Source organism: Anaerotaenia torta (assembly GCF_050433395.1).
In the GTDB taxonomy this organism is placed as follows: Bacteria; Bacillota; Clostridia; order Lachnospirales; family Lachnospiraceae; genus Mobilitalea; species Mobilitalea torta.
In genome coordinates this window covers 292,024-313,311 of sequence record NZ_JBNPXH010000004.1, presented here as the reverse complement: position 1 = coordinate 313,311, position 21,288 = coordinate 292,024, and the positions used below count along the sequence as shown (strand labels likewise).

Annotated in this window: 17 protein-coding genes; 15 read left to right on the top strand and 2 right to left on the bottom strand. The window is 47.1% G+C overall.

The annotated features are described in order from the left end of the window. Positions 1-42: 42 nt before the first annotated feature. The 10 genes from pyrE to HNQ56_RS09350 all read left to right on the top strand — a co-directional run bounded on the left by pyrE (position 43) and on the right by HNQ56_RS09350 (position 10,486). Entirely contained in the window at positions 43-720 is a 678-nt protein-coding gene (gene pyrE / locus HNQ56_RS09395) for an orotate phosphoribosyltransferase (protein WP_429144938.1), read from the top strand. A gap of 35 nt (positions 721-755) precedes the next feature. After that, positions 756-908 carry a hypothetical protein gene (locus HNQ56_RS09390; protein WP_429144936.1) on the top strand — a complete coding sequence of 51 codons (153 nt, stop codon included), beginning with the start codon at positions 756-758 and terminating at the stop codon, positions 906-908. A gap of 190 nt (positions 909-1,098) precedes the next feature. Further along, positions 1,099-1,920, top strand: a complete 822-nt coding sequence (locus HNQ56_RS09385; RefSeq protein WP_429144934.1) for an AraC family ligand binding domain-containing protein — start codon at positions 1,099-1,101, stop codon at positions 1,918-1,920. Positions 1,921-2,073: 153 nt separating this feature from the next. Further along, the gene (locus tag HNQ56_RS09380) at positions 2,074-3,045 is read left to right on the top strand and encodes a sugar phosphate isomerase/epimerase family protein (RefSeq protein ID WP_429144932.1); all 972 of its coding nucleotides are present in this window, start codon (positions 2,074-2,076) and stop codon (positions 3,043-3,045) included. Positions 3,046-3,078: 33 nt separating this feature from the next. After that, positions 3,079-4,134, top strand: a complete 1,056-nt coding sequence (locus tag HNQ56_RS09375) for a Gfo/Idh/MocA family protein (protein WP_429144930.1) — start codon at positions 3,079-3,081, stop codon at positions 4,132-4,134. A gap of 39 nt (positions 4,135-4,173) precedes the next feature. Continuing rightward, positions 4,174-4,935: a sugar phosphate isomerase/epimerase family protein gene (locus HNQ56_RS09370; protein ID WP_429144928.1), complete on the top strand. Its 762-nt coding sequence runs from the start codon at positions 4,174-4,176 to the stop codon at positions 4,933-4,935. A gap of 132 nt (positions 4,936-5,067) precedes the next feature. After that, positions 5,068-6,144: a Gfo/Idh/MocA family protein gene (locus HNQ56_RS09365; RefSeq protein ID WP_429144926.1), complete on the top strand. Its 1,077-nt coding sequence runs from the start codon at positions 5,068-5,070 to the stop codon at positions 6,142-6,144. A gap of 436 nt (positions 6,145-6,580) precedes the next feature. Continuing rightward, on the top strand, positions 6,581-8,491 hold the full coding sequence (gene abc-f / locus HNQ56_RS09360) for a ribosomal protection-like ABC-F family protein (protein ID WP_429144924.1): 1,911 nt from the start codon (positions 6,581-6,583) through the stop codon (positions 8,489-8,491). An 84-nt stretch (positions 8,492-8,575) separates the two neighbouring features. Next, positions 8,576-9,646: a tRNA preQ1(34) S-adenosylmethionine ribosyltransferase-isomerase QueA gene (gene queA / locus HNQ56_RS09355; protein ID WP_429144922.1), complete on the top strand. Its 1,071-nt coding sequence runs from the start codon at positions 8,576-8,578 to the stop codon at positions 9,644-9,646. Positions 9,647-9,709: 63 nt separating this feature from the next. Next, positions 9,710-10,486, top strand: a complete 777-nt coding sequence (locus HNQ56_RS09350; RefSeq protein WP_429144921.1) for an AAC(3) family N-acetyltransferase — start codon at positions 9,710-9,712, stop codon at positions 10,484-10,486. 81 nt (positions 10,487-10,567) lie between these two features. Here the strand turns inward: HNQ56_RS09350 and HNQ56_RS09345 are convergent, their stop codons facing one another. Beyond that, the gene (locus tag HNQ56_RS09345) at positions 10,568-11,989 is read right to left on the bottom strand and encodes an NAD(P)/FAD-dependent oxidoreductase (protein ID WP_429144920.1); all 1,422 of its coding nucleotides are present in this window, start codon (positions 11,987-11,989) and stop codon (positions 10,568-10,570) included. A 519-nt stretch (positions 11,990-12,508) separates the two neighbouring features. On the opposite strand from HNQ56_RS09345, the gene HNQ56_RS09340 reads away from it, so the two are divergent. Continuing rightward, on the top strand, positions 12,509-14,194 hold the full coding sequence (locus HNQ56_RS09340; protein WP_429144918.1) for an ABC transporter ATP-binding protein: 1,686 nt from the start codon (positions 12,509-12,511) through the stop codon (positions 14,192-14,194). A gap of 106 nt (positions 14,195-14,300) precedes the next feature. Here HNQ56_RS09340 and HNQ56_RS09335 read toward each other — a convergent pair whose 3' ends face one another. Beyond that, positions 14,301-15,086, bottom strand: a complete 786-nt coding sequence (locus HNQ56_RS09335; RefSeq protein WP_429144916.1) for a Cof-type HAD-IIB family hydrolase — start codon at positions 15,084-15,086, stop codon at positions 14,301-14,303. Between the two features lie 736 nt (positions 15,087-15,822). On the opposite strand from HNQ56_RS09335, the gene pheS reads away from it, so the two are divergent. The 4 genes from pheS to HNQ56_RS09315 all read left to right on the top strand — a co-directional run bounded on the left by pheS (position 15,823) and on the right by HNQ56_RS09315 (position 21,013). Beyond that, positions 15,823-16,863 (top strand): phenylalanine--tRNA ligase subunit alpha, encoded by a 1,041-nt coding sequence (pheS, locus tag HNQ56_RS09330; protein WP_429144914.1) that lies wholly within the window; start codon positions 15,823-15,825, stop codon positions 16,861-16,863. Positions 16,864-16,889: 26 nt separating this feature from the next. Beyond that, positions 16,890-19,274: a phenylalanine--tRNA ligase subunit beta gene (pheT, locus tag HNQ56_RS09325; RefSeq protein ID WP_429144913.1), complete on the top strand. Its 2,385-nt coding sequence runs from the start codon at positions 16,890-16,892 to the stop codon at positions 19,272-19,274. An 82-nt stretch (positions 19,275-19,356) separates the two neighbouring features. Continuing rightward, complete coding sequence (locus HNQ56_RS09320) at positions 19,357-19,938, top strand: GNAT family N-acetyltransferase (RefSeq protein WP_429144911.1); 582 nt, start codon at positions 19,357-19,359, stop codon at positions 19,936-19,938. A 175-nt stretch (positions 19,939-20,113) separates the two neighbouring features. Further along, a complete protein-coding gene (locus tag HNQ56_RS09315) occupies positions 20,114-21,013 on the top strand; it encodes a helix-turn-helix transcriptional regulator (RefSeq protein ID WP_429144909.1) in 900 nt (299 codons plus the stop codon). The last annotated feature ends 275 nt before the right edge of the window (positions 21,014-21,288 follow it).

Sequence of the window (21,288 nt, the reverse complement as noted above, 5' to 3'; positions counted from 1 at the left end):
GAAACGGTTGAAAAGCCCGTCAATACAGGAGGAATTAAGATAATGGAACAGTACAAACAGGAATTTATTGAATTCATGGTTGATTGCGGAGTATTGAAATTTGGAGATTTCACGACGAAAAGCGGGCGGAAAACCCCCTTCTTTGTGAATACGGGCTTTTACAGAACGGGTGCGCAGCTGAGAAAGCTCGGCGAGTATTATGCCAGAGCAATTAATGATAAGTTCGGTTTGGATTTTGAGGTCTTATTCGGGCCGGCATATAAGGGAATTCCTTTGAGTGTTGCAGCTACCATGGCACTCAGTGAGTTCTATCAGAAGGATATCAGATACTGCTCCAACCGTAAGGAAGTGAAGGATCATGGGGATACGGGAATCCTTTTGGGCTCGCCCCTTGCTGATGGTGACAGAGTAGTTATCATAGAGGATGTAACCACAGCAGGAACATCCATCGGAGAGACCATGCCGATTTTGGCGGCCCAGGCCCAGGTGAAGGTATTGGGGCTGGTGGTTTCCGTAGACCGTATGGAGCGCGGGCAGGGCAGTAAAAGCGCCCTTTCCGAAATAGAAGACAATTATAATATTGCAACAACGGCTATTGTTACAATGAAAGATGTGGTAGAGCATCTGTATAATCGTCCCTACCGGGGGAAAATTGTAATTGATGATACATTAAAATCTGCAATTGATGCATATTATGAGCAATACGGTACAAAAAATTAATAATACAGGCTGCGATGGATAAAGGAGGGATAGAGATGATGGAGAAAATCTACCACACAATGAAGTCGGTTGGCGTGTGGAATCTTGTTATGGGAATTCTGTTGGTAGTCGCAGGAATCGTATCCGGTGTTTTACTAATACTGAATGGCGCGAAGCTGCTTAAGAAAAAATCGGAGCTGTTATTTTAAGGCGAAAAGAGCATCTGTTATAACGGGGAGACTGTTTCTTCATTGAATGGAAGCAGTCTTTTTCTGTCTGTACCGGAAACAAACAGAGGCATATTCTGTTGAAAGCTGTGTTACCTTCTGTTACAATGATTATGGTGCGATATATGGGACAAGAAAGCAAATTGAAATGTTTTAGAGCAGGTGAAATTCAATGCATGATATGAGTCTGTATGAGAAAAAAATAATCAATGACAAGGACTTTCCGGTGCAGATGTTTAAAAACCGGATTCAGAGAACCGGTTTCTACTGTCCTCCTCATTGGCATGAGCATATTGAGCTTCATTATGTTCTTAAAGGGCAGGGAACCTTCTACTGCAACCACAGGCCGCTTCCCATGGAGGAAGGCAGTCTGATTATTATTAACACCAATGAGCTTCATGAGGGAATGAGCCTGACGAAGGATTTCGAGGCACTGGTTATTATCTTTGAGATGAGCTCCTTCTCCAAGGAAGTGGCTAATTGCAATGTTATCTTCCAATCCATGATTGCCTCTGATGGGAACATTAAAAAACTCATGGAAGAGATTCATTGGGAGCAGGATCAGAAGCAAGCCGGATATAAGATGGCAATGAGGGGAAAGCTGTATGAGCTGATCACTTACCTGCTCCGCAATTATGTGGTGGAAAGCCTCTCTGACCGGGCCAATATCCGCCGGATTCATAATCTGAAACGACTGAATCTGGTGCTGAGGTATATCCAGGAGAATTATACCGAGGCGGTATCGATCCGCACTCTGGCAGAAATGATCCATCTCAGTGAATACCGTTTCTGCCATCTGTTTAAAGAAAGTCTGGGACAGAGCCCCCTCCATTATATTAACGAGGTAAGGCTGAAAAAAGCCCATCATCTGTTGGAGCAGAAGGAAATGACCGTGGCAGAAGTAGCAGCAGCTGTCGGCTTTACGGATTATAATAATTTTGGCCGTTTGTTTCGAAAATATTATGGGTATGCACCGTCTAATCTGTGGGAATGATATCTCCTGTCTATAAAACAGTGGAAATTATGAAATACAGCAAGATTGTATGTATATTCAGCAAGAAATCCATAGAAAACAGAGCACTTGTATTTTACAATTCAAAGTAAGACAATATGCCTTTATAAAATGAAAAATATAGGAGGAAAGTCAATGAAATTAGGAGTGTTTACAGTTGTACTAGGCGATATGCCCCTTGATCAGGCGTGTGAGTTTTTGGCAAAAAAAGGTGTCCAGACAGTTGAAATTGGATGCGGCGGATATCCGGGTAAGGCGCATTGCGATCCGGAAGTATTATTAAAGGATGAAAAGGAGCTGGAGAAGTTCAAGGCTGTGATTGCAAAGCATAATCTTGAGATCAGCGCCCTCAGCAGTCATGGCAATATGGTTCATCCGGTCAAGGAGATCGCCGATAAATTTGACCAGGATCTGACCAATGCGATTCTCTTGGCAGAAAAGCTGGGAGTGACGATTGTGAATACCTTTTCCGGATGCCCCGGCGGCAGCCCGGAGGACAGAATGCCCAACTGGGTAACCTGTTCCTGGCCGGAGGATTATCTGCATATTCTGGAGTACCAGTGGAACGAGATCCTGATCCCGTATTGGAAGAAGAAAGCAGCCTTTGCCAGAGAGCATGGTGTTACAAAGATTGCATTTGAAATGCATCCCGGCTTTTGTGTTTACAATACCAGTACGCTGCTTAAGCTTCGGGAGGCGGTGGGACCGGAGATCGGTGCTAATTTTGATCCCAGCCATCTGATCTGGCAGGGCATGGATCCCTGCGCCAGCATCCGTGAACTGGGCAAGGCCGGAGCGCTCTTCCATTTCCATGCAAAGGATACGAAGATCGATCCCTACAACACCGCGGTGAACGGTGTATTGGATACGGGCCATTATGGCAATGAGGTGAGCCGTTCCTGGATCTTCAGAGCGGTTGGATACGGCCATGGAGAGGAATTCTGGAAGGCAATCGTATCCGAGCTGCGTATGGCAGGCTATGATCATGCCCTCAGCATCGAGCATGAGGACAGCCTGATGTCCGGCAGAGAAGGGCTGAGCAAGGCAATTGAGTTCCTGAAGAATGTATTGATTTATGAAGCAAGAGGCGAGATGTTCTGGGCATAGTCCGGATAAGACATACATGGAGGCATTTTAAGAATGAAGGGTAATAATTATAGGATTGGTATCGTTGGTTTTGGCGGCATGGGCAACTGGCACAGGGAAATCATCGGAACCATTGACGGAATCGAGTTGGCTGGAATCTATGATATTGATGAGGCCCGCAAGGCTTATGCGAAAGAAGCCGGTGTGCACAGCTATGACAGCATGGAGGAACTTTTAAATGACCCGCAGATTGATCTGGTGCTGGTGGCAACACCCAATGATCTTCATAAGCCCATTGCAATTGCGGCAATGCGTGCGGGGAAGAATGTGGTGAGCGAGAAGCCGGTAACCTTGAATTCCGCGGATTTGCAGGAGATGATAAAGGTATCGGAAGAGACCGGCAAACTGTTTACCGTACATCAGAACCGCCGTTGGGATGAGGATTATCTGACAGTAAAGAAGATATATGACGAGCAGAAGCTGGGAGAAGTGAGCCGGATTGAGTCCAGGGTTCACGGTTCCAGGGGCATTCCCGGAGACTGGAGACAGGAGAAGGAGCATGGCGGCGGCATGGTGTTGGACTGGGGCGTGCATCTTCTGGATCAAATTCTCCAGATGATGGGAAGCACGAAGCTGAAGACAGTATATGCTACCGTAACCAATATCACCAATACCATGGTGGATGACGGCTTTACGGCACAGCTTGGCTTTGAGAACGGCGTTGATGTTCTGGTGGAAGTTGGAACCAGCAATTTCATCTCCCTGCCCAGATGGTATGTGACCGGTCAGAACGGTACGGCAATCATCGAGGATTGGAATCTGAACGGCCGGATTGTACGGGCTGCCGGAAAGGACGAAGAGGATGTGGTTCCGGTTCGTACCGCGGCCGGACTGACGAAGACCATGGCTCCCCGGAGAGAGGATACCATCCACACAGAGGAGCTGGATATAGTAAAGAGCGATATCCGGGATTTCTACCGCAATGTGATGAAAGCAATCGCGGGAGAAGAAGAACAGAAGATCAAATTGCCCGAGGTAATGAGAGTAATGAAGCTGATGGAGGCTGTTTTTGAATCCTCGGATAAGAAGCAGGTTATATTTTTTGAATAAGAGCCAGACAACGATGAAAAGGCGGAGAGGAGTTTCCATATGAAAACATTACCCGTTGCGCTCCAGGTGTACTCCATTCGGGAGGAGGCAGAACAGGATTTTGCCAAGGCAATGCAGGAAGTAAAGAAAATGGGTTATGACGGCGTGGAGCTGGCAGGCCTGTATGGTCATAATCCGGAGGAAATCCGGGATATTCTCAGTGAGACAGGCTTGATTCCGATTTCGGCCCATGTGTCCTACCAGGAATTCCAGCGGGATATGCAGGGAACCGTTCATAATTATGCGGTTATTGGCTGTAAATATGCAGCTATCCCCAATTTACCGGAGGAGCAGCGCTATGGCTCGGAGCATTTTGAAGAATTCATGAAGAATATACCGGCGATCTCCCAGGCGTGCAGGGAGGCCGGAATTACACTTCTGTACCATAATCATGACTTTGAGTTCCGGAAAACGGAGGATGGGGAGTACGTATTGGATTATATGTACCGTATCCATGGCAGTGAAGTGCTTCAAGTAGAGCTGGATACCTGCTGGACAAAATTTGCCGGTGAGGAGCCTGCCGCTTATATGAAGAAATATGCCGGCAGACTGCCGATCGTGCATTTGAAGGATTACAGCCTGGAGAAAGGCTTTGAATTCCGCGCGGTAGGGAAGGGAATACTGGACTTCCCGGCTATTCTGGAGCAGGCGGCAGCAGGTTCCAGCGAATGGGTTGTTGTGGAGCAGGATGGGCACCCGCAGTATTCAGCAATGGAAGATGCACGTTTAAGCAGGGAGTATCTAAGCTCCCAGGGCTGGTAGTCCGTCCTATACGACAAATGCTCCGCAGGATGCACATGCCGCGCACAAGGCAGATATTGCCTAAAGGCAACCGCGCGGCAACGCAAGAGTCTGCAAGCGGACTCTTTATTATAATTAACGGAGGTTTGATTCATGCGAAAGGTTAAGGTGGGTATCGTTGGCTGCGGAGGCATTGCGAATCAGAAGCATTTGCCTGCGATTAAGAAGAACGGTAATTTTGAAATCGTGGCGTTCTGTGATATTGACAGAGCCAAAGCGGAGGCGGCAAAGGCCCAATTCGGTACGGAGGCTTCCCGTGTGTATACGGATTATATGGAGATGGTGAAGGAAGAAGATATGGAGGCGGTCTATGTGCTGACTCCGAACAAATCCCATTCGGCTATTTCGATAGCTGCAATGAAGGCCGGCAAGCATGTTATGTGTGAAAAGCCCATGGCAAAATCCTATGCGGATGCAAAGCGGATGCTGGACACCGCAAGGGAGACGGGCAAGCTCCTCACCATAGGCTATCAGAACCGCTACCGTCCGGATTCTCTGTATCTTAAGACTGCCTGTGACAACGGGGATCTGGGAGAGGTCTACTATGCCCGTGCCCACGCTGTGCGCAGACGCGCAGTTCCCACATGGGGAGTATTTCTCAATGAGGAGGAGCAGGGAGGAGGACCGTTAATTGATATCGGTACCCATGCCCTTGACTTAACCCTCTGGATGATGAATAATTATGAGCCGGAATCCGTAACAGGTTCCGTATACCGTAAGCTGGCCGATCAGACGGATCAGGGCAATGCCTTCGGCAATTGGAAGCCGGAGGAATTCACTGTTGAGGATGCAGCAATCGGCTTTGTAAAGATGAAGAATGGTGCGACCATACATCTGGAAGCCTCCTGGGCTCTCAACACCCTGGAGGTGGATGAGGCTAAGACCAGTCTCTGCGGCACCAAGGCCGGTGCGGACATGAAGGACGGGCTTCGGATCAACCGGGTCAAGTATGACAGACAGAGTGTGGAGAAACCCAATCTGGAGGCCGGCGGAGTTGCTTTCTTCAGCGGTGCCAGTGAGGAGGCTCCCGACATTGAGCAGAAAGTATTCTATAATGCCATTACAAAAGGGGAAGAGCTGGTGGTAAAACCGGAGCAGGCGATTGTGGTGACCCAGATTCTGGAGGCCATCTATGAGGCCGCGCGCACCGGCAAGACTGTATATTTTTAACTTGACAAAAGCAGTTTGTTGGCATATGATTTAACTCGAAAGATACTTTGACTGCAGGCTTGAATTTGCAGAAGTGAAATGGAGATTTGGAATGAACGCAGCACTTAGATGGATTAAATTTGAAGCTATTATGAACGCAATTTTGCCCGTTAAGGGGATTCGTGCGCCCAAATATAATAGCTTTCAATATAACCCTATAAGTGAATTGGAGATTTCATAGCAGATTCAAATTCAGAATATTTGAAGAGGATGAAAAAAGGACCCAAGGCTTATTCGGCTTTGGATCCTTTTTTATTGTATAGGAAAGTTCGCCCTATACAATAAAATGCTCCGCAGGATGCACATGCCGCGCATAAGGCAGGTGTTGCCTTAAGGCAACCGCGCGGCAGCGCAAGAGTCCGCAAGCGGCCTCTTTATTTCAGAAACGGAGGAAATGATGATAGAGTTAAATGTGAATAACCTGGTAAAGTATTACGGTGCCGATAAGCTGTTTGAGAATATATCCCTTGAGATTAAAACCGGGGAAAAAATAGGCTTAATCGGGCAGAATGGCTGCGGTAAATCCACCTTGATGAAGATTCTCATGGGAGAGGAAGAGTATCAGAGCGGAGAGATCAGTCTCCGCAAGGAGAATAAGCTGGGATATCTGAATCAAATTCCGGTATATGAGAAATCGGCATCTGTTCTGGAGGTGCTGCGCCTCGCCTTCGAGCCCGTGAACCGGCTTCGCAGAGAGATGGAAGACCTGGAGGAAAGAATGGGGCAGCAGGACGGAGAGGAACTGCAAAGGGTGATGGGCCAATATGCCAGGCTTTTGGAAAAGTATGAGCATATGCACGGGTATGATATAGAGACCCGGATTGATAAGGTGACGGAGGGCCTGCAGATTGACGCAGCCATGAAGGAGATGCCTTTTGAGCGGCTCAGCGGAGGGGAAAAGACCCGTGTGATCTTAGCTAAAATACTTCTGGAGGAGCCGGATATCCTGCTGCTGGATGAACCGACCAACCACTTGGATCTGGTTACCATTGAATGGCTGGAAAGCTTTCTTAAGAATTATCAGGGAGCCGCGCTTATTATATCCCATGACCGGCATTTTCTTGATACCGTAGTCGGCAGGATCTATGAATTGGAATTGGATCATATGGAGGAATATCCCGGCAATTACAGCTATTATGTTACAGAGAAAGAGCGGCGTTTTCTCGTTGAATACCGCAATTACCAGAATCAGCAGAAGAAAATAGCGCGGATGGAGAAGCAGATTGAACGGTACCGTATCTGGGGAGTTATGAGAGACAGCGAGGTGATGTATAAGCGTGCCAAGGAGCTGGAGAAACGTCTGGAGAAGATTGAGGTGCTGGACCGCCCGGTACTGGAGAAGCGTAAGATCCGCCTGAAGCAGACGGCGGTGGGAAGATCAGGCAAGATCGCCATGGAGCTGGGCGGGGTAGGGCTGTCCTATGGTCAGAGAGAATTGCTCCGTGAAATTGATCTTGTGCTATACTATCAGGACAGTGCCTGTATCATAGGAGAGAACGGGAGCGGAAAAACCACCCTGTTAAAGCTGATTCTGGGGCAATTGGAGCCCACCCGGGGAAGCGTACGGCTGGGCGCCAGTATAAAGATCGGATATCTGCCCCAGCATGTGGAGTATCCGGATGAAGAGCAGACGGTGCTGGAGTATTTCTCCCGTCTGCATGACCTTCCCCAGGGAGCCGCCAGATCCCAGTTAGCGAAGGTGCTGTTTCTTCAAGAGGATGTGAATAAGAAGATAAAATTTCTCTCCGGCGGAGAGAAGAGCCGGCTGCGGCTGTGTTCCCTTACCTTTGAGGGAGCCAATCTGCTGCTTCTGGATGAGCCCACCAACCATCTTGATGTGGATTCCAGGGAGGTTCTGGAGGAGACTCTGGCCGATTATGAAGGGACGATGCTCTTTGTATCCCATGACCGGTATTTCATCCGCAAGCTGGCGGATAAGGTAATTGTACTGCAGCAGGGAAGAACCAGGCTGTATGACGGGGATTATGATTATTATCTGGAGGAAAGCAGCAAGGAGAAGGAGGAGAAACCGGTGCAGAGAATACCGCGGAACGAGCCCAAGGAGAAAACGGTACGAACCGGCACACAGGAGAAGAACCGGGCCGGTAAGCAATCCGGAAGAAGGCTGGAAGAATTGGAAGAAGTTATCGGAGAGCTGGAGGCGGAGGAGAAGGCATTAGGAGCAATGATGGAGGAATATAATACGGACGAGGCAAAATTAAATGAGCTGTATCACAGGCAGTGTCTTGTTAAATCGGAGCTGGAATCAGCCTATGCAGAGTGGGAGATAATACAGCTTGCAAATTAGTGTGGATTTTTGAGGTTCAGCTATGATACAATGTCCAAGAGAAACGGATGGCATTATTAATACGGTCACGAGAGGGACGATATTTTGAAAACACAGGATTTCTATTATGATTTACCGGAAGAGTTGATTGCCCAGGATCCCCTGGAGGACCGCTCCGGTTCCAGGTTATTGCTGCTGGACAAGAAGAGCGGCGCTATAGAGCATAGGATATTCAAACAGATCACCCGGTATCTGCGGAAAGGGGACTGTCTTGTAATCAATAATACAAAGGTAATACCGGCAAGACTGATCGGGGAGAAGCTTCGGGGGGATACCCTGTCAGAAGTGTCCGACAAAACAGCAGAAGAGACCTCCGGTGCCAGAATTGAGCTGCTGCTTTTAAAGCGCAGGGAGAATGATATCTGGGAGACCCTGGTCAAGCCCGGCAAGAAGGCCAGGAAGGGGACAAAGATCAGCTTTGGGAACGGAATCCTGGTGGGGGAAATTATCGATGTGCTGGAGGATGGCAATCGTTTGGTTCAATTTCAATATCAGGGGATTTTTGAAGAAATTCTGGATCAGCTGGGACAGATGCCGCTGCCGCCCTATATCACCCATGAACTGGCGGACAAGAGCAGATATCAGACGGTTTATGCCAAATATGAGGGCTCCGCGGCAGCTCCTACCGCAGGGCTTCATTTTACCAGGGAGCTGCTGGCTGAGATAGAAGGGATGGGAATACCCATCGTAAACGTTACCCTGCACGTTGGTCTTGGAACCTTCCGTCCGGTCAAGGTGGAAAATGTTCAGGAGCATCATATGCATTCGGAGTTCTATCAGGTGACCCAGGAGGCCGCCGATACCATTAATGAGACGAAGAGAAAGGGCGGACGTATCATCTGTGTGGGCACCACCAGCTGCAGAACCCTGGAGTCGGCAGCCGATGAACAGGGAAGGGTTCGGCCCGGCAGCGGGGATACTTCGATTTTCATCTATCCGGGATATCAGTTTAAGATTATGGATGCGTTAATTACGAATTTTCATCTGCCGGAATCCACGCTGATGATGCTGGTATCCGCCTTGGCGGGCAGGGAGCATATTATGGAGGCTTACCGGGAAGCTGTGAAGGAGCGTTACCGCTTCTTCAGCTTTGGGGATGCCATGTTTATTTCCTAGTACGAAATGATGGATGTATAATCCGTGGTATAAGGGATCGGAATAGGAGAAGGAGGATAGGAGATGTATACAAAGCAGGAGCTAATTCATGATATTAAGAAGCTGGGCATTGAACCGACGGACACATTGCTGATTCACTCTTCTATGAAAGCCATCGGTGAGGTAGTGGGCGGGGCGGACACGGTGCTGGATGCTTTTATGGAATATATGGGGGAAGGCTTGCTGATCTTTCCCACCCATACATGGGAACAGATGGGGAGTGAATACAGGGTGTTCCGTGTGGATACGGAGCCTTCCTGTGTGGGACTTTTAACGAATTTGTTTCTAAAGAGGCCGGGGGTGATCCGTTCCTGGCATCCCACCCATTCGGTGGCGGCATATGGAAGGGATGCGCAGGAATATACCTCCGGTGAGGAGAATAGCCAGACCCCCTGTCCCAGAACCGGCTGCTGGGGGAAGCTTTATGACCGCAAGGCGAAGATATTGTTTCTTGGCTGCAGCCTGAAACGAAATACTTACCTGCACGGAGTGGAGGAATGGAACGGGATTGAGAACCGCTTGACGGAGCATTACCGTCCTTTTCAGATCTTAACACCGGATGGCAGGCTGCTGGACCGCCCTATGAGGAGACATTATAATCCTCAGGGAGATATCTCACAGAATTACGACAAGATGTTAATTCCGTTTCTGCATCATGGGATTGCCAGGGAAGGAAGAATTGGTGATGCCGAAAGTGTATTATGTGATGCAGTTGGAATGGCAGAGCTTACTTCTTCTTACCTGCAGAGAAACCCGGATCTGTTTTTGAATGGAGACCCGGTTCCTGAGGATTGGCTTTAAAGTATAAAAAAGTCTATGGACTGTTGAAAACAATTGATCAGCATGCCATAGACTTTTTGATATTATTTTTGGGGGTTAACCTTATTGCTTCATCCTGGCCAGAATACTTCTCGCCACACTGATGCCGTTGGCGGAAGCCTGCTGAAGTCCGCGGGTTACCGCAGCTCCGTCGCCGATGGCACGCAGACCGGAAACACTGGTCTCAAAGTCTGTATCTACCACTACCTTATTGGAGTAGAACTTAACTTCAACACCGTACAACAGGGTCTCGTCACTGGCAATGCCGGGGGTAACCTTATCCAGGGCAAGGATCATTTCCTTAATATCCACCATAATCCGGTGAGGGAATACCAGGGATAAATCTCCCGGAATAGCATCCTTTAAAGTGGGGATCAGGTTATTCCTGCAAAGTCTTTCCTCGGTGGTACGTCTTCCTCTCTGGAAATCACCGAAGGTCTGAACCAGAATTCTGCCGCCGCAGAGCATATTGCTTAACTGGGCGATATGCTTGCCGTACTCGATGGGAGTCTTGAAGGGCTTGGTAAAATTCTTGGATACCAGGATGGCAAAATTGGTATTATTGGTTTTGAATTCCTTGGATTTATAGGCATGTCCATTGACTACCGCCAGGTTATTCTCATAGTATTCGGTAGCTACCTCACCGGAGGGATTGGTACAGAAGGTGCGTACCTTATCGTCAAAGGTAGGAGTATAGTATACCAGCTTTGCTTCATAGAGGTTCTTATTCAGGAATTCCATAACCTCATCCCGGACCTCAACACGAACGCCGATATCTACGGTACCCACCCTTGTTTCGATCCCATGCTCCTTGCAGATCTGGTTGAACCAGTCGGAGCCTTCCCGCCCAATGGCGGAGACGATCTCCTCTGCATAATAGGTATCACCCTTGGAGGTTACGATACCCTTTGCTTTTTTATCTTCAATAATAATGTCCTTGACCATGGTATTAAAGATCATTTCAACACCGCTTTCCAGCAGGTGCTCCTGTAATCTGGTATAAATTTTATACCCTTCTTCTGTACCAAGGTGGCGGATCGGGCATTCAATCAGCTTTAAATTGGCGTTGATGGCGCGTCTTCTGATCTCACGGATTTCTGCTTCCTTATCTATGCCGTAGACATTGGTATCCGCTCCGAATTTCAGATAAATATCGTCGGATTCCTTAATTAATTCCATAGTTTTATCATAACCCAAAATATCCGGAAGATTACCGCCGACATCCGGTGAAAGGGAGAGCTTTCCGTCAGAAAATGCTCCTGCTCCGGCGAATCCGGTAGTAATTGCACAAGGTTGGCAGCCGATACATTGCTTCGTGGTTCGTTTCGGACACATTCTTTTTTCAATGGGGCGTCCTTTTTCCACCATTAGTATTTTCAGATCTTTATTTTCTTTAATTAATTCATAGGCACAAAAAATACCGGAAGGTCCGGCTCCCATGATAATAACGTCATAATTCTGCATCGACAACACTCCTTCTGACATGATATTGGTTTTTGAACCGTGCTCATTCTATCATATTATCTGATACAATACAAGATGAATTATGACTTCTTTTCCTGAGCAGGATTGCAAATGTTACAGTTCACAGTGCAGTTGGGCGGAGGACATATGCTCCCTCACACAGGACGGAAGACACATAATCGAATTTGTATGCCATAGCCGTACAAGTGTATGTTCGTCTATGGCATACAAATCCAATCATATGTCTTTCATACAGTGCATTACGGGAACATCCTGTCCTCCACCCAACTGCACTGTGAACTGTAACTTGCAAATGGAGCTGCAAACCAGTATAATAATTAATCGGTGGGCCTGTATAGATACAGGTTTTGCAATGATCCGGGAAAGGCGATGAACTCATGAAGAGGAAACAACGAAGTAACTGCTCAGTATGGTTGAGAAATCTGCCGCAGGCTATACTGAGGGAAAAGAAATGAGATGCGGGACAGGCTCAGCCGTACTTTTTCATTCACTTAATTAAGATGAAAAAGGAGAACGGTTATGAAACATTTAAGAAAAATTGCAAAGAAATATAGAATCCTTATGATGGTCTACCTCGTAATGGGGTTGGCGCATGCATTTTTGCAGAGCTTTGGCTCAAGTTATTTTCAGCAGGTGATCGACAATTTCACCAATGACACTCTGTCTGTCTGGAATATTGTTATCTATGGGGCGGCAATGATTTCACTCTATCTTGTCAGCTATCTGGATGAGTATCCGGGGCGCAAGCTGGAGCATGGGATCGGGTTGAGTTTAAAGACGGACGCTATGCGGAAAATATCCGTGATTGACTATCTTTCCTATGTGAAACTCGGAACAGGCACATTAATCCAGCGGATTGAGAACGGAGCATCGGCAGGCAGCAATATACTGTTTGGCTTCTATTTGCGGCTGGCAAGCGGATTAATTCCGGAGATGCTATTTAGTATTGCATTCATTTTTGCTATCAACCGCATTGTTATGACAACAATATTGCTTGGATACCTTGTTGTTTTTATCATTACCAATCTTTTGCTGAAGGCTTTATACAAGGTTAAGTCCAGCATCCTTGTGAACGAGGAGAAGCTGAATCATTTTCTTGTCCGCGGCTTCATGGAAATGGTTGTGTTCCGGGTAAACCGGCGCTTTACCCATGAGATAAAAAAGGCAGAGGAGGCAGCAGGAGAAATTGTGTCTTCCAAAGTGAAGATGACGTTAATTCATGAAGCGTTCTTCACTATTTTTGCAATACTCATTGGATTTATCAAAATAGGAATTGTTGTATATGGGTGGACTGCAAAATCCCTGACCATTGGTGAGATCGTTGCCTTGATTGCTCTTGTGGACAACGCTTATATACCGATCGCCATCTTTAATGTGCTTTATGTTCAATACAAGCTGGATAAGGTTGCTTTTGCAAGGTATACCGATTTTTTAGATGCGAAAGAGGATATCCATCTGACACAAGGCATCGCAGTCTCCGAAATAAAGGGAGAGATCTTGTTTTCTGAAGTAAGCTTTTGCTACAACGAACGTAAGATATTCGACAACTTCAATCTGAATATAGAACAGGGAAAGAGCATCGCTTTTGTGGGTGAAAGCGGTTCGGGTAAATCAACGGCGGTAAAACTGATGGTTGGCTTGCTGCATCCCCAGGATGGACATATTACGGTGGGAGGCTTTGATTTAAACCAAATAAATCTTAACAGCTATTATGAGAACATTGCTTATCTTCCCCAGGAACCGCCCATCTTTGATGGAACTCTGCGCGAAAATCTTGTCTTTGACGATGCGATTGGCGATAGTGCCCTGATGGAGGCAATTGGAAGAACCGGATTAGACGGCCTGTATTCCAAGCTGGAAAAAGGGTTGGACACTTCCCTTGGGGAAAGAGGGGTCAGCCTGTCCGGCGGAGAGCGCCAGCAGCTTGCCCTTGCCCGTCTATGGTTTTCCAAGGCTAAGGTTGTCATATTTGATGAGGCCACCTCAGCAATCGACAATCTTACAGAGGAAGCCGTGATGAAGAATGTCATGGATTTGCTTTTGGGAAAGACTGTGATTGCAGTTGCCCACCGGCTTGATTCCATTCGATCATTTGACCAAATTTTTGTGTTTCAGGAAGGACACATTGTTGAGCATGGTCAATTTGATGAACTGATTGAAAAACATCAATATTTCTATGAGCTATACAGCAGGTCATTGGGATAGACAATAAAGCAAAGAGGTTGCTGCAAAATGCAGCAACCTCTTTAAATATCTGAATGTTGGATTCGGCCGGATACCCAACAGGCTGGGAACCGTAAGCGGCTTGAATTTATATCAGATCCAGATGCCGGAGGGCACTTTCGATTCCCTGATCGTCCACATCCCCGGTCACATGAGTAACAATATCCTTAATAGCCTGGGGTGAATTTCCCATGGCTATGGAATGCTTGGCATAAGTCAGCATGGGGAGGTCATTTTCTCCGTCACCGAAGGCATAGGTATCTTCGTGGGAAATCCCAAGGTGGTTTATGATATATTGAATGCCGCTGGCTTTGGAATATCCTTTGGGTACGATTTCAGACAGATGTCCGTCCCGCTTGATGAAATCAAAGGTATCCTTATACTTTTCATAAAAGAGGTTTTCCTTCTGATCGTCCTCCGGCCAGATGCAGAATTTATCAAATTCAATATCGGAATCATCCCAGCTTCCGTTGGTGAAATGATGCTTTTGCTGATAGCGGATCATCTCCCGGATCAGGGGATTATCAGAGGAGGTATCGTAATATACTGCCTTGGAGCCTTCCAAGGAGGCGGCAATTTTTAATTCGCGGAGATCCCGGATCAGTTCCTGGGAAAGGGGCTTCGGCAATGTGTTCTGCATCAATATTTTTCCCCGGAATTCTATGTAAGTTCCGCAGCCGCAGATATAGCCGTCAAAACCCAGATCCAGTATGTTTTTATTAATAAAGGAGATGGGTCTTCCGGTGTTAATCATCAGAATATGGCCATTTTCCCGGGCTTGCGAAATAGCGGTTTTCGTGCTGTCAGATACTTGATGGGTGCGATGGCTTAATATGGTTCCGTCAATATCGAAAAATAAGATTTTACTGTTCATGATTGTTCTCCGTTCTTTTGCTGCTTTGATACTTTTGCCGAAAGGATTGGCGGCAATCCTTTTTTCCTATCATATCATCCCTGTTCTGCTTTGTAAAATAATAAATCTGTTACGGTGCCGCCTGCGGATGCGGCCGGACACGGTACTCCCTCATACATAGACGGCATTGCAGCACAAATCCGCACATTATTAAGAGATACCTCTTGACAAGTGAAAAAAAGTCGATTAAGATAAGTGGAAAGATAATAACGTTGAAGGTGAGTGTAGTAGAGTATATTTTCCCGCCAGAGAGAATCTGTCACCGGCTGAGAGCAGATTTGGGGTTCAGATATATTGCGAAGTTCGGCACCGGAGTTGCTTTTAAGATATCGTTACTGAAGCAAAGCTTCTGATACGGTAAAAGAGAAGCCGGAACAGCTCCGTTATGGCTGTTGAGGAGTCTGCACAGCAGGCTTAAATTTGGGTGGTACCACGATGCTTTCGTCCCTTTCGGGCGGGAGCTTTTTTTGTCGTATAGAAAGTTCATCCTATGTGACAAAATGCTCCGCAGGATGCACATGCCGAGCAAATGCACATTCTGTACAAAATGCACATCCTGTACATGGGAAGATGTTGCCTAAAGGCAACTGCGCGGCAGCGCAAGAGTCCGCTTGCGGACTCTTTATTACACAGGGTATGTTTTTTATGAAATGGCAGGCCCTCAGGGCTAGTTTGAATTATTTTAGGAGGTAGGAATATGTTAGAGAATCTGGAGCGTATGAAAGAGCAGTTTTCAAAGGAATTGAATGCTGCCAGTCGGAAAGAGGAGCTGGAGAAGATCCGGGTATCCTTCCTTGGGAAAAAGGGTTTGGTTACCGAGGCATTGAAGGATCTTCGCAACCTGGATGCGGAAGCGAAGAAAGCGGCCGGTATGCAGGTGAACATGCTGAAAAATGAGATTGAACAGGCAATCGAGGACTATCAGAAGAAGATGGAGGAGAGAGAATACCAGCGGGAGATCCAGAAGGCGGAACGTTATGATTTCTCTATTCCCTCTGATAAACCCGTGGGTTCCATGCATCCCATTACAATTGTGCAAAAGCAGATTGAGGATATCTTTAAGACCATGGGCTTCATTGTGGAGGACGGGTTGGAGATACAGACAGAGTTCAACAATTTTGAAGGAGTGAATATACCGAAAAACCATCCGGCAAGGGATATGACAGATACTTATTATCTGGAGAACGGGCAATTGCTTAAGACCCATACCTCGGCTGCCCAGAATACTATTTTAAGGAAATATGGTGCTCCTAAGCCCGGCGAACCGCTGAAGGTGCTGTTTCCCGGAAGATGCTTCCGTAATGAGAACATTGATGCCAGCCATGAGAATACCTTCTTCCAGTTGGAGGGTATGATGGTTGGAGATGATATTTCTATCTCGAATTTGATTTATTTTATGAAGGTGCTCCTCTCCGAGGTGTTTCAGAGGGATGTTAAGGTCAGGCTGCGCCCCGGCTTCTTCCCCTTCGTGGAACCCGGCTTTGAACTGGATATCAATTGTGCAATCTGCGGCGGTGTGGGATGTCCTACCTGTAAGCAATCCGGCTGGCTGGAGCTGCTGCCCTGCGGTATGATCCATCCCAATGTACTCCGGCTGGGAGGGATTGATCCGGATAAATATACCGGCTTTGCTTTCGGCCTGGGATTAACCAGACTGGCTATGATGAAGTATAACATCAAGGATATCCGCCTCTTTAACAGCGGTAATTTAAAACAATTGAAACAGTTTGCACAGTAAGCGGAGCAGATAGGAGGAGTAATATTATGTATATATCAATGAACTGGATATCCGAATTCACGGATTTATCAGGACTGGATTTAAAGGAATTGATCGGAAGATTCACCCTTGCAACAGCGGAGGTGGAAGGCATCCATGAGAAGGGAAAAGACATCAGAGGTGTGGTTGTTGGTAAAATCACAGAGATCCAGGATCATCCCAGCTCGAAGAAGCTTCATCTGGTGAAGGTGGATATCGGCAGAGAAATAGTGGATTGTGTCTGCGGTGCACCCAATGTATTTGTGGGAGCAGTGGTTCCCTTTGCAACCGTCGGAGGACAGGTGGGAGAGCTGGAGATTAAGGAAGCTAAAATAGCGGGAGAGACCAGCCGCGGAATGTGCTGCTCGGAGAAGGAGCTTGGCATCAGTGAGGACCACTCCGGCCTGATGATACTGGAGGATAAATATCCTCTGGGAACGGATATTAAGGAGATCATGCAGATTGAGGATACCATCTTTGAAGTGGATAACAAGTCCTTAACCAACCGTCCTGATCTATGGGGACATTACGGAATTGCCCGTGAGATCTCCGTTCTCACCAAGAGACCCTTAAAACCGCTGGAGGTAAAGGACACCAGCATCCATAAGGATCTGGAGGCCATTGATGTCAAGGTTGAGAATATGGAGAAGGCTTACCGCTATAGCTGTATCTCCGTCGGTAATATTACCAGGAAGCAGTCTCCCCTGAATATGCGCATCCGTCTCAGCTACTGCGGCATGAGGCCCATTAATCTGCTGGCCGACCTGACCAACTACCTGATGATGGAGCTGGGACAGCCGATGCATGCCTTTGACAATAAGAAGGTATCCGCTATTCGGGTGAAAACCAGCCCGGAGCCGGTAAGCTTTACCACTCTGGACAGTGTGGAGCGCCGGGTGGATACGGACACTTTGCTGATCTATGATGAGAAGGAGCCGATAGCGATTGCCGGTATTATGGGAGGGGAGCAGTCGGAGATAACGCAGGACACGGATTCTGTGCTCCTGGAATCTGCTAATTTTGATGCGGTATCGGTCCGTAAGTCCGCAACCAGGCTGGGACTTCGTACCGAGGCCAGTGCCAGATACGAGAAGACCCTGGATCCGGAACTGACAGTTCCCGCCATTGAGCGCTTCTTAAAACTGCTTATGGATATGGATCCCGATGTCAAGGTGACCTCCTGCCTGACGGATTGCTATGTGAGGAAGTATGAAACCATATCCATCGATTTTGACAAGACCTATGTAGATAAATATACCGGTATTGATATTTCTTCGGATCAGATTGAGGAGACCCTGACAGCCCTCGGCTTTGCAGTCACCCGCAATCAGGATGCCTTCCGTCTGGTGGTGCCTTCCTGGAGGGCAACCAAGGATGTGAGCATGAAGGCGGATATCATCGAAGAGATTACCCGGATCTATGGCTATGATAATTTTGATGTTTATTCAACTAAGAGCTACCTGGTGCCGGTTCGTCACAGTCTGGAGCGGAGCCATGAATACCGGATAAAGGAGCTGCTGACGGAGCGATATGCCATGAGCGAGGTTCACAGCTATCTCTGGTATGAGAGCAAGATGAATAAGGAGCTGGGCATTCATACGGAGCCTAATATCCGTATTATCAACTCCGTTGCCGCTGAAAATGATACGATCCGTGCCACTATGATTCCCAGCTTATTAGGCTTCGTGTATAAGAACGCGGACAGCTTCCCGGAGGTGGGGATGTATGAGATCGGCCGTGTGGCAGATGGATTGAATGCGGAAGGGCTGTGTAACGAGCGCAAGCGTCTGGCCTTTGTTGTAGCCAGCAAGAAGCTGACAGAGAAGGAAGTATATTTCCGGTGTAAGGAAATTATCTGGCAGCTCCTGCAATCGGTTAAAAATATCACGCCTTCCTTTGCACAGAAGGAGGAGCTGGCCCGGTACAATTATGTTCATCCGGTCAACAGTGCCGGAATCTATCTTAAGGAGCAGGAGATCGGGTATTTCTCCATTCTGAATCCCAGAGTGAAGAATAAGATCGATAAGAAGCTGAATGTTGCCTTTGCGGAGATTGACCTGGAGGATATGGAGAAGATTAAGGAGGAGAGCCTTCGTTATACGGAGGTTTCCAAATATCCCGGCGTTACCATTGATTTAAGCCTGTTGGCGGATAAAGCCCTGCGTTATGAGAATATTGTCAGCAGTATCAGGGAATATCCTTGTGAATATCTTCAGGGGATACGCCTGGTGGACATTTTTGAGGATGAGAAGCTTCTGGCAGGAAAGAAGAGCGTGACGGTTCGCTTGGAATTCGGCTCCATGGAACGGACGCTGGAGGGAAGCGAGATCTCCGGAATTGTGGATGGACTGTTGAATTTGCTGGCATCCAAGGGCCTGGAGATCAGAAAGTAAGAGGAAAGCCCAATCATTTTGTAATATCTGAAGCTGTCCCTGTATAAGCTTTTCTATAGGGATGCAGGCTTGCGAGAAAGGCATGATGATTGATATGGGTATCCGGCATAAAGGGACAGTACAGATAGAAACAATACGGCTCGTACTGAGACGGTTTGAGGAAACGGATGCAAAGGACATGTTCCAGAATTGGGCGGGAGATCCTGAGGTATGCAAATACTTATCCTGGGGACCGCACACCAGTGAAGAGGCTTCCAGAAAGAGAATTCTAAGCTGGATCAGCAGTTATGTCCGTTATAATTCCTACGTATGGGCATTGCAGGAGAAGAAGCGGGGAAGGGTGATAGGTTCCATCAGTGTTGAGGTCGCCAACGATATGGCGGGGCTCTGCGAAGTGGGGTATTGTCTGTCCAGAGAATACTGGAATCAAGGATTGATGACGGAAGCCCTGCGTGCGGTGATGCATTATCTATTCTATGAAATCGGCTATCAGCGCATCCAGGCAAAGCATGATGTGTTGAATGTTGCCTCCGGCAGAGTGATGCAAAAGGCGGGAATGGTATATATCAGGACAGAAGAAAAGGTAGGGCTTCGGAAAGACGGCACTTATTATGATTGTGACGTTTATATGAAAGAAGCGGAGGATATTTCGTATATGACTTGATCATCTCCAAAGCAGTCTTATATAACATAAACGGGCAAGAGCCGCTGGAAAACGGCCTTGCCCGTTATGTTTTCAAAAGCCATTTCAAGTTAAAATAAGGCAGCTTGTACATTGATTTTAATTTTAGTATAATGAAGGGGTATCGACATACATAGCACGATCTAAGGGAGATAAAATGAAGCTGGACCGCCTGATAGGCATTCTTACAATATTGCTGCAGAATGAAAAAACGACTGCGCCGGAATTGGCAAGGCGTTTTGAGGTATCACGCCGGACGATTATGCGTGATGTGGACAGCCTTTGCATGGCCGGGATTCCCATCGTTGCCACACGGGGCGGTGACGGCGGACTTGCCATTATGGAAGGGTATAAAATCAATAAAAACGTGCTGACAACGGATGAATTGCAAACCTTGATAAGCGCTTTGAAGGGAATCGATTCCGTCACGGGAACATCCGGCTTGGAATGCCTGATGGCAAAGCTTGCACCGAAAAATTCAATGGTTTCCTTAACCGACAGTATTGTTATTGACCTTTCCTCTTATTATAAGGACAGCTTGTCAGAGAAAATTGCGCTGCTTAAAGATGCGATTTCTACCCGCAGAACAGTCAGCTTTGATTATTATTATGCAAAGGGCGAGGTTCGCCGCGAGCTTGAACCGTATTTTATCCAGTTCAAGTGGAATGCCTGGTATGTTTTTGGCTGGTGTAAGTTCCGCGGGGATTTCAGGCGCTTCAAGCTGAATCGCCTTTGGGATTTGAAGATTACCGGCACAGCTTTTGTCCCGCGTCCGGTTCCTCCTGAGCAGGCCAGCGGCAATGATGCGTTTCCGGAAGAGTATCATATTAAGATTCGTATTGATAAAAGTATGCGGTTTCGGCTAATTGAGGAATACGGGCTGAATTGCTATGAAGAAACGGACAGCGATCTGATCCTGTCCCTTGGCTATACCAATAAAGACTATACCTATAGCTGGATTCTTGGGTTCGGAGATAAAGCGGAGGTATTAGAGCCGGAAGAGACCCGGCAGGAGTTCGCCAGACTGGCGGATAATATTTCAAAATTATATAAATAAACATGTCATAGTATAATTTTAAACTCTCTTTTCGGTACCTTGGGCTAACGGAATAGCACTGCGGGCTGAGCTGTAACAATTTCATTCCACTGCTTAACTCGTTATCATGAGATTCGCATTAAAAATAGGAAGAGTTTCTGGTATAAAAAGAAACATGACCCGGATAGAGCATGGCTTTATCCGGGCCATGTTTTTTTTATCAGGTTTTTTAAACAGGAAGTAATTGAAAGTCATAAATTGAACATTACATAGTCAAATAATGAATATACGTTATC

Bases quoted from the DNA above. Each gene is read 5' to 3' on its own strand.
- pyrE (WP_429144938.1), top strand. From the start codon at position 43: ATGGAACAGTACAAACAGGAATTTATTGAATTCATGGTTGATTGCGGA.
- HNQ56_RS09390 (WP_429144936.1), top strand. From the start codon at position 756: ATGATGGAGAAAATCTACCACACAATGAAGTCGGTTGGCGTGTGGAAT.
- HNQ56_RS09385 (WP_429144934.1), top strand. From the start codon at position 1,099: ATGCATGATATGAGTCTGTATGAGAAAAAAATAATCAATGACAAGGAC.
- HNQ56_RS09380 (WP_429144932.1), top strand. From the start codon at position 2,074: ATGAAATTAGGAGTGTTTACAGTTGTACTAGGCGATATGCCCCTTGAT.
- HNQ56_RS09375 (WP_429144930.1), top strand. From the start codon at position 3,079: ATGAAGGGTAATAATTATAGGATTGGTATCGTTGGTTTTGGCGGCATG.
- HNQ56_RS09370 (WP_429144928.1), top strand. From the start codon at position 4,174: ATGAAAACATTACCCGTTGCGCTCCAGGTGTACTCCATTCGGGAGGAG.
- HNQ56_RS09365 (WP_429144926.1), top strand. From the start codon at position 5,068: ATGCGAAAGGTTAAGGTGGGTATCGTTGGCTGCGGAGGCATTGCGAAT.
- abc-f (WP_429144924.1), top strand. From the start codon at position 6,581: ATGATAGAGTTAAATGTGAATAACCTGGTAAAGTATTACGGTGCCGAT.
- HNQ56_RS09350 (WP_429144921.1), top strand. From the start codon at position 9,710: ATGTATACAAAGCAGGAGCTAATTCATGATATTAAGAAGCTGGGCATT.
- HNQ56_RS09345 (WP_429144920.1), bottom strand. From the start codon at position 11,989: ATGTCAGAAGGAGTGTTGTCGATGCAGAATTATGACGTTATTATCATG.
- HNQ56_RS09340 (WP_429144918.1), top strand. From the start codon at position 12,509: ATGAAACATTTAAGAAAAATTGCAAAGAAATATAGAATCCTTATGATG.
- HNQ56_RS09335 (WP_429144916.1), bottom strand. From the start codon at position 15,086: ATGAACAGTAAAATCTTATTTTTCGATATTGACGGAACCATATTAAGC.
- pheS (WP_429144914.1), top strand. From the start codon at position 15,823: ATGTTAGAGAATCTGGAGCGTATGAAAGAGCAGTTTTCAAAGGAATTG.
- pheT (WP_429144913.1), top strand. From the start codon at position 16,890: ATGTATATATCAATGAACTGGATATCCGAATTCACGGATTTATCAGGA.
- HNQ56_RS09320 (WP_429144911.1), top strand. From the start codon at position 19,357: ATGATGATTGATATGGGTATCCGGCATAAAGGGACAGTACAGATAGAA.
- HNQ56_RS09315 (WP_429144909.1), top strand. From the start codon at position 20,114: ATGAAGCTGGACCGCCTGATAGGCATTCTTACAATATTGCTGCAGAAT.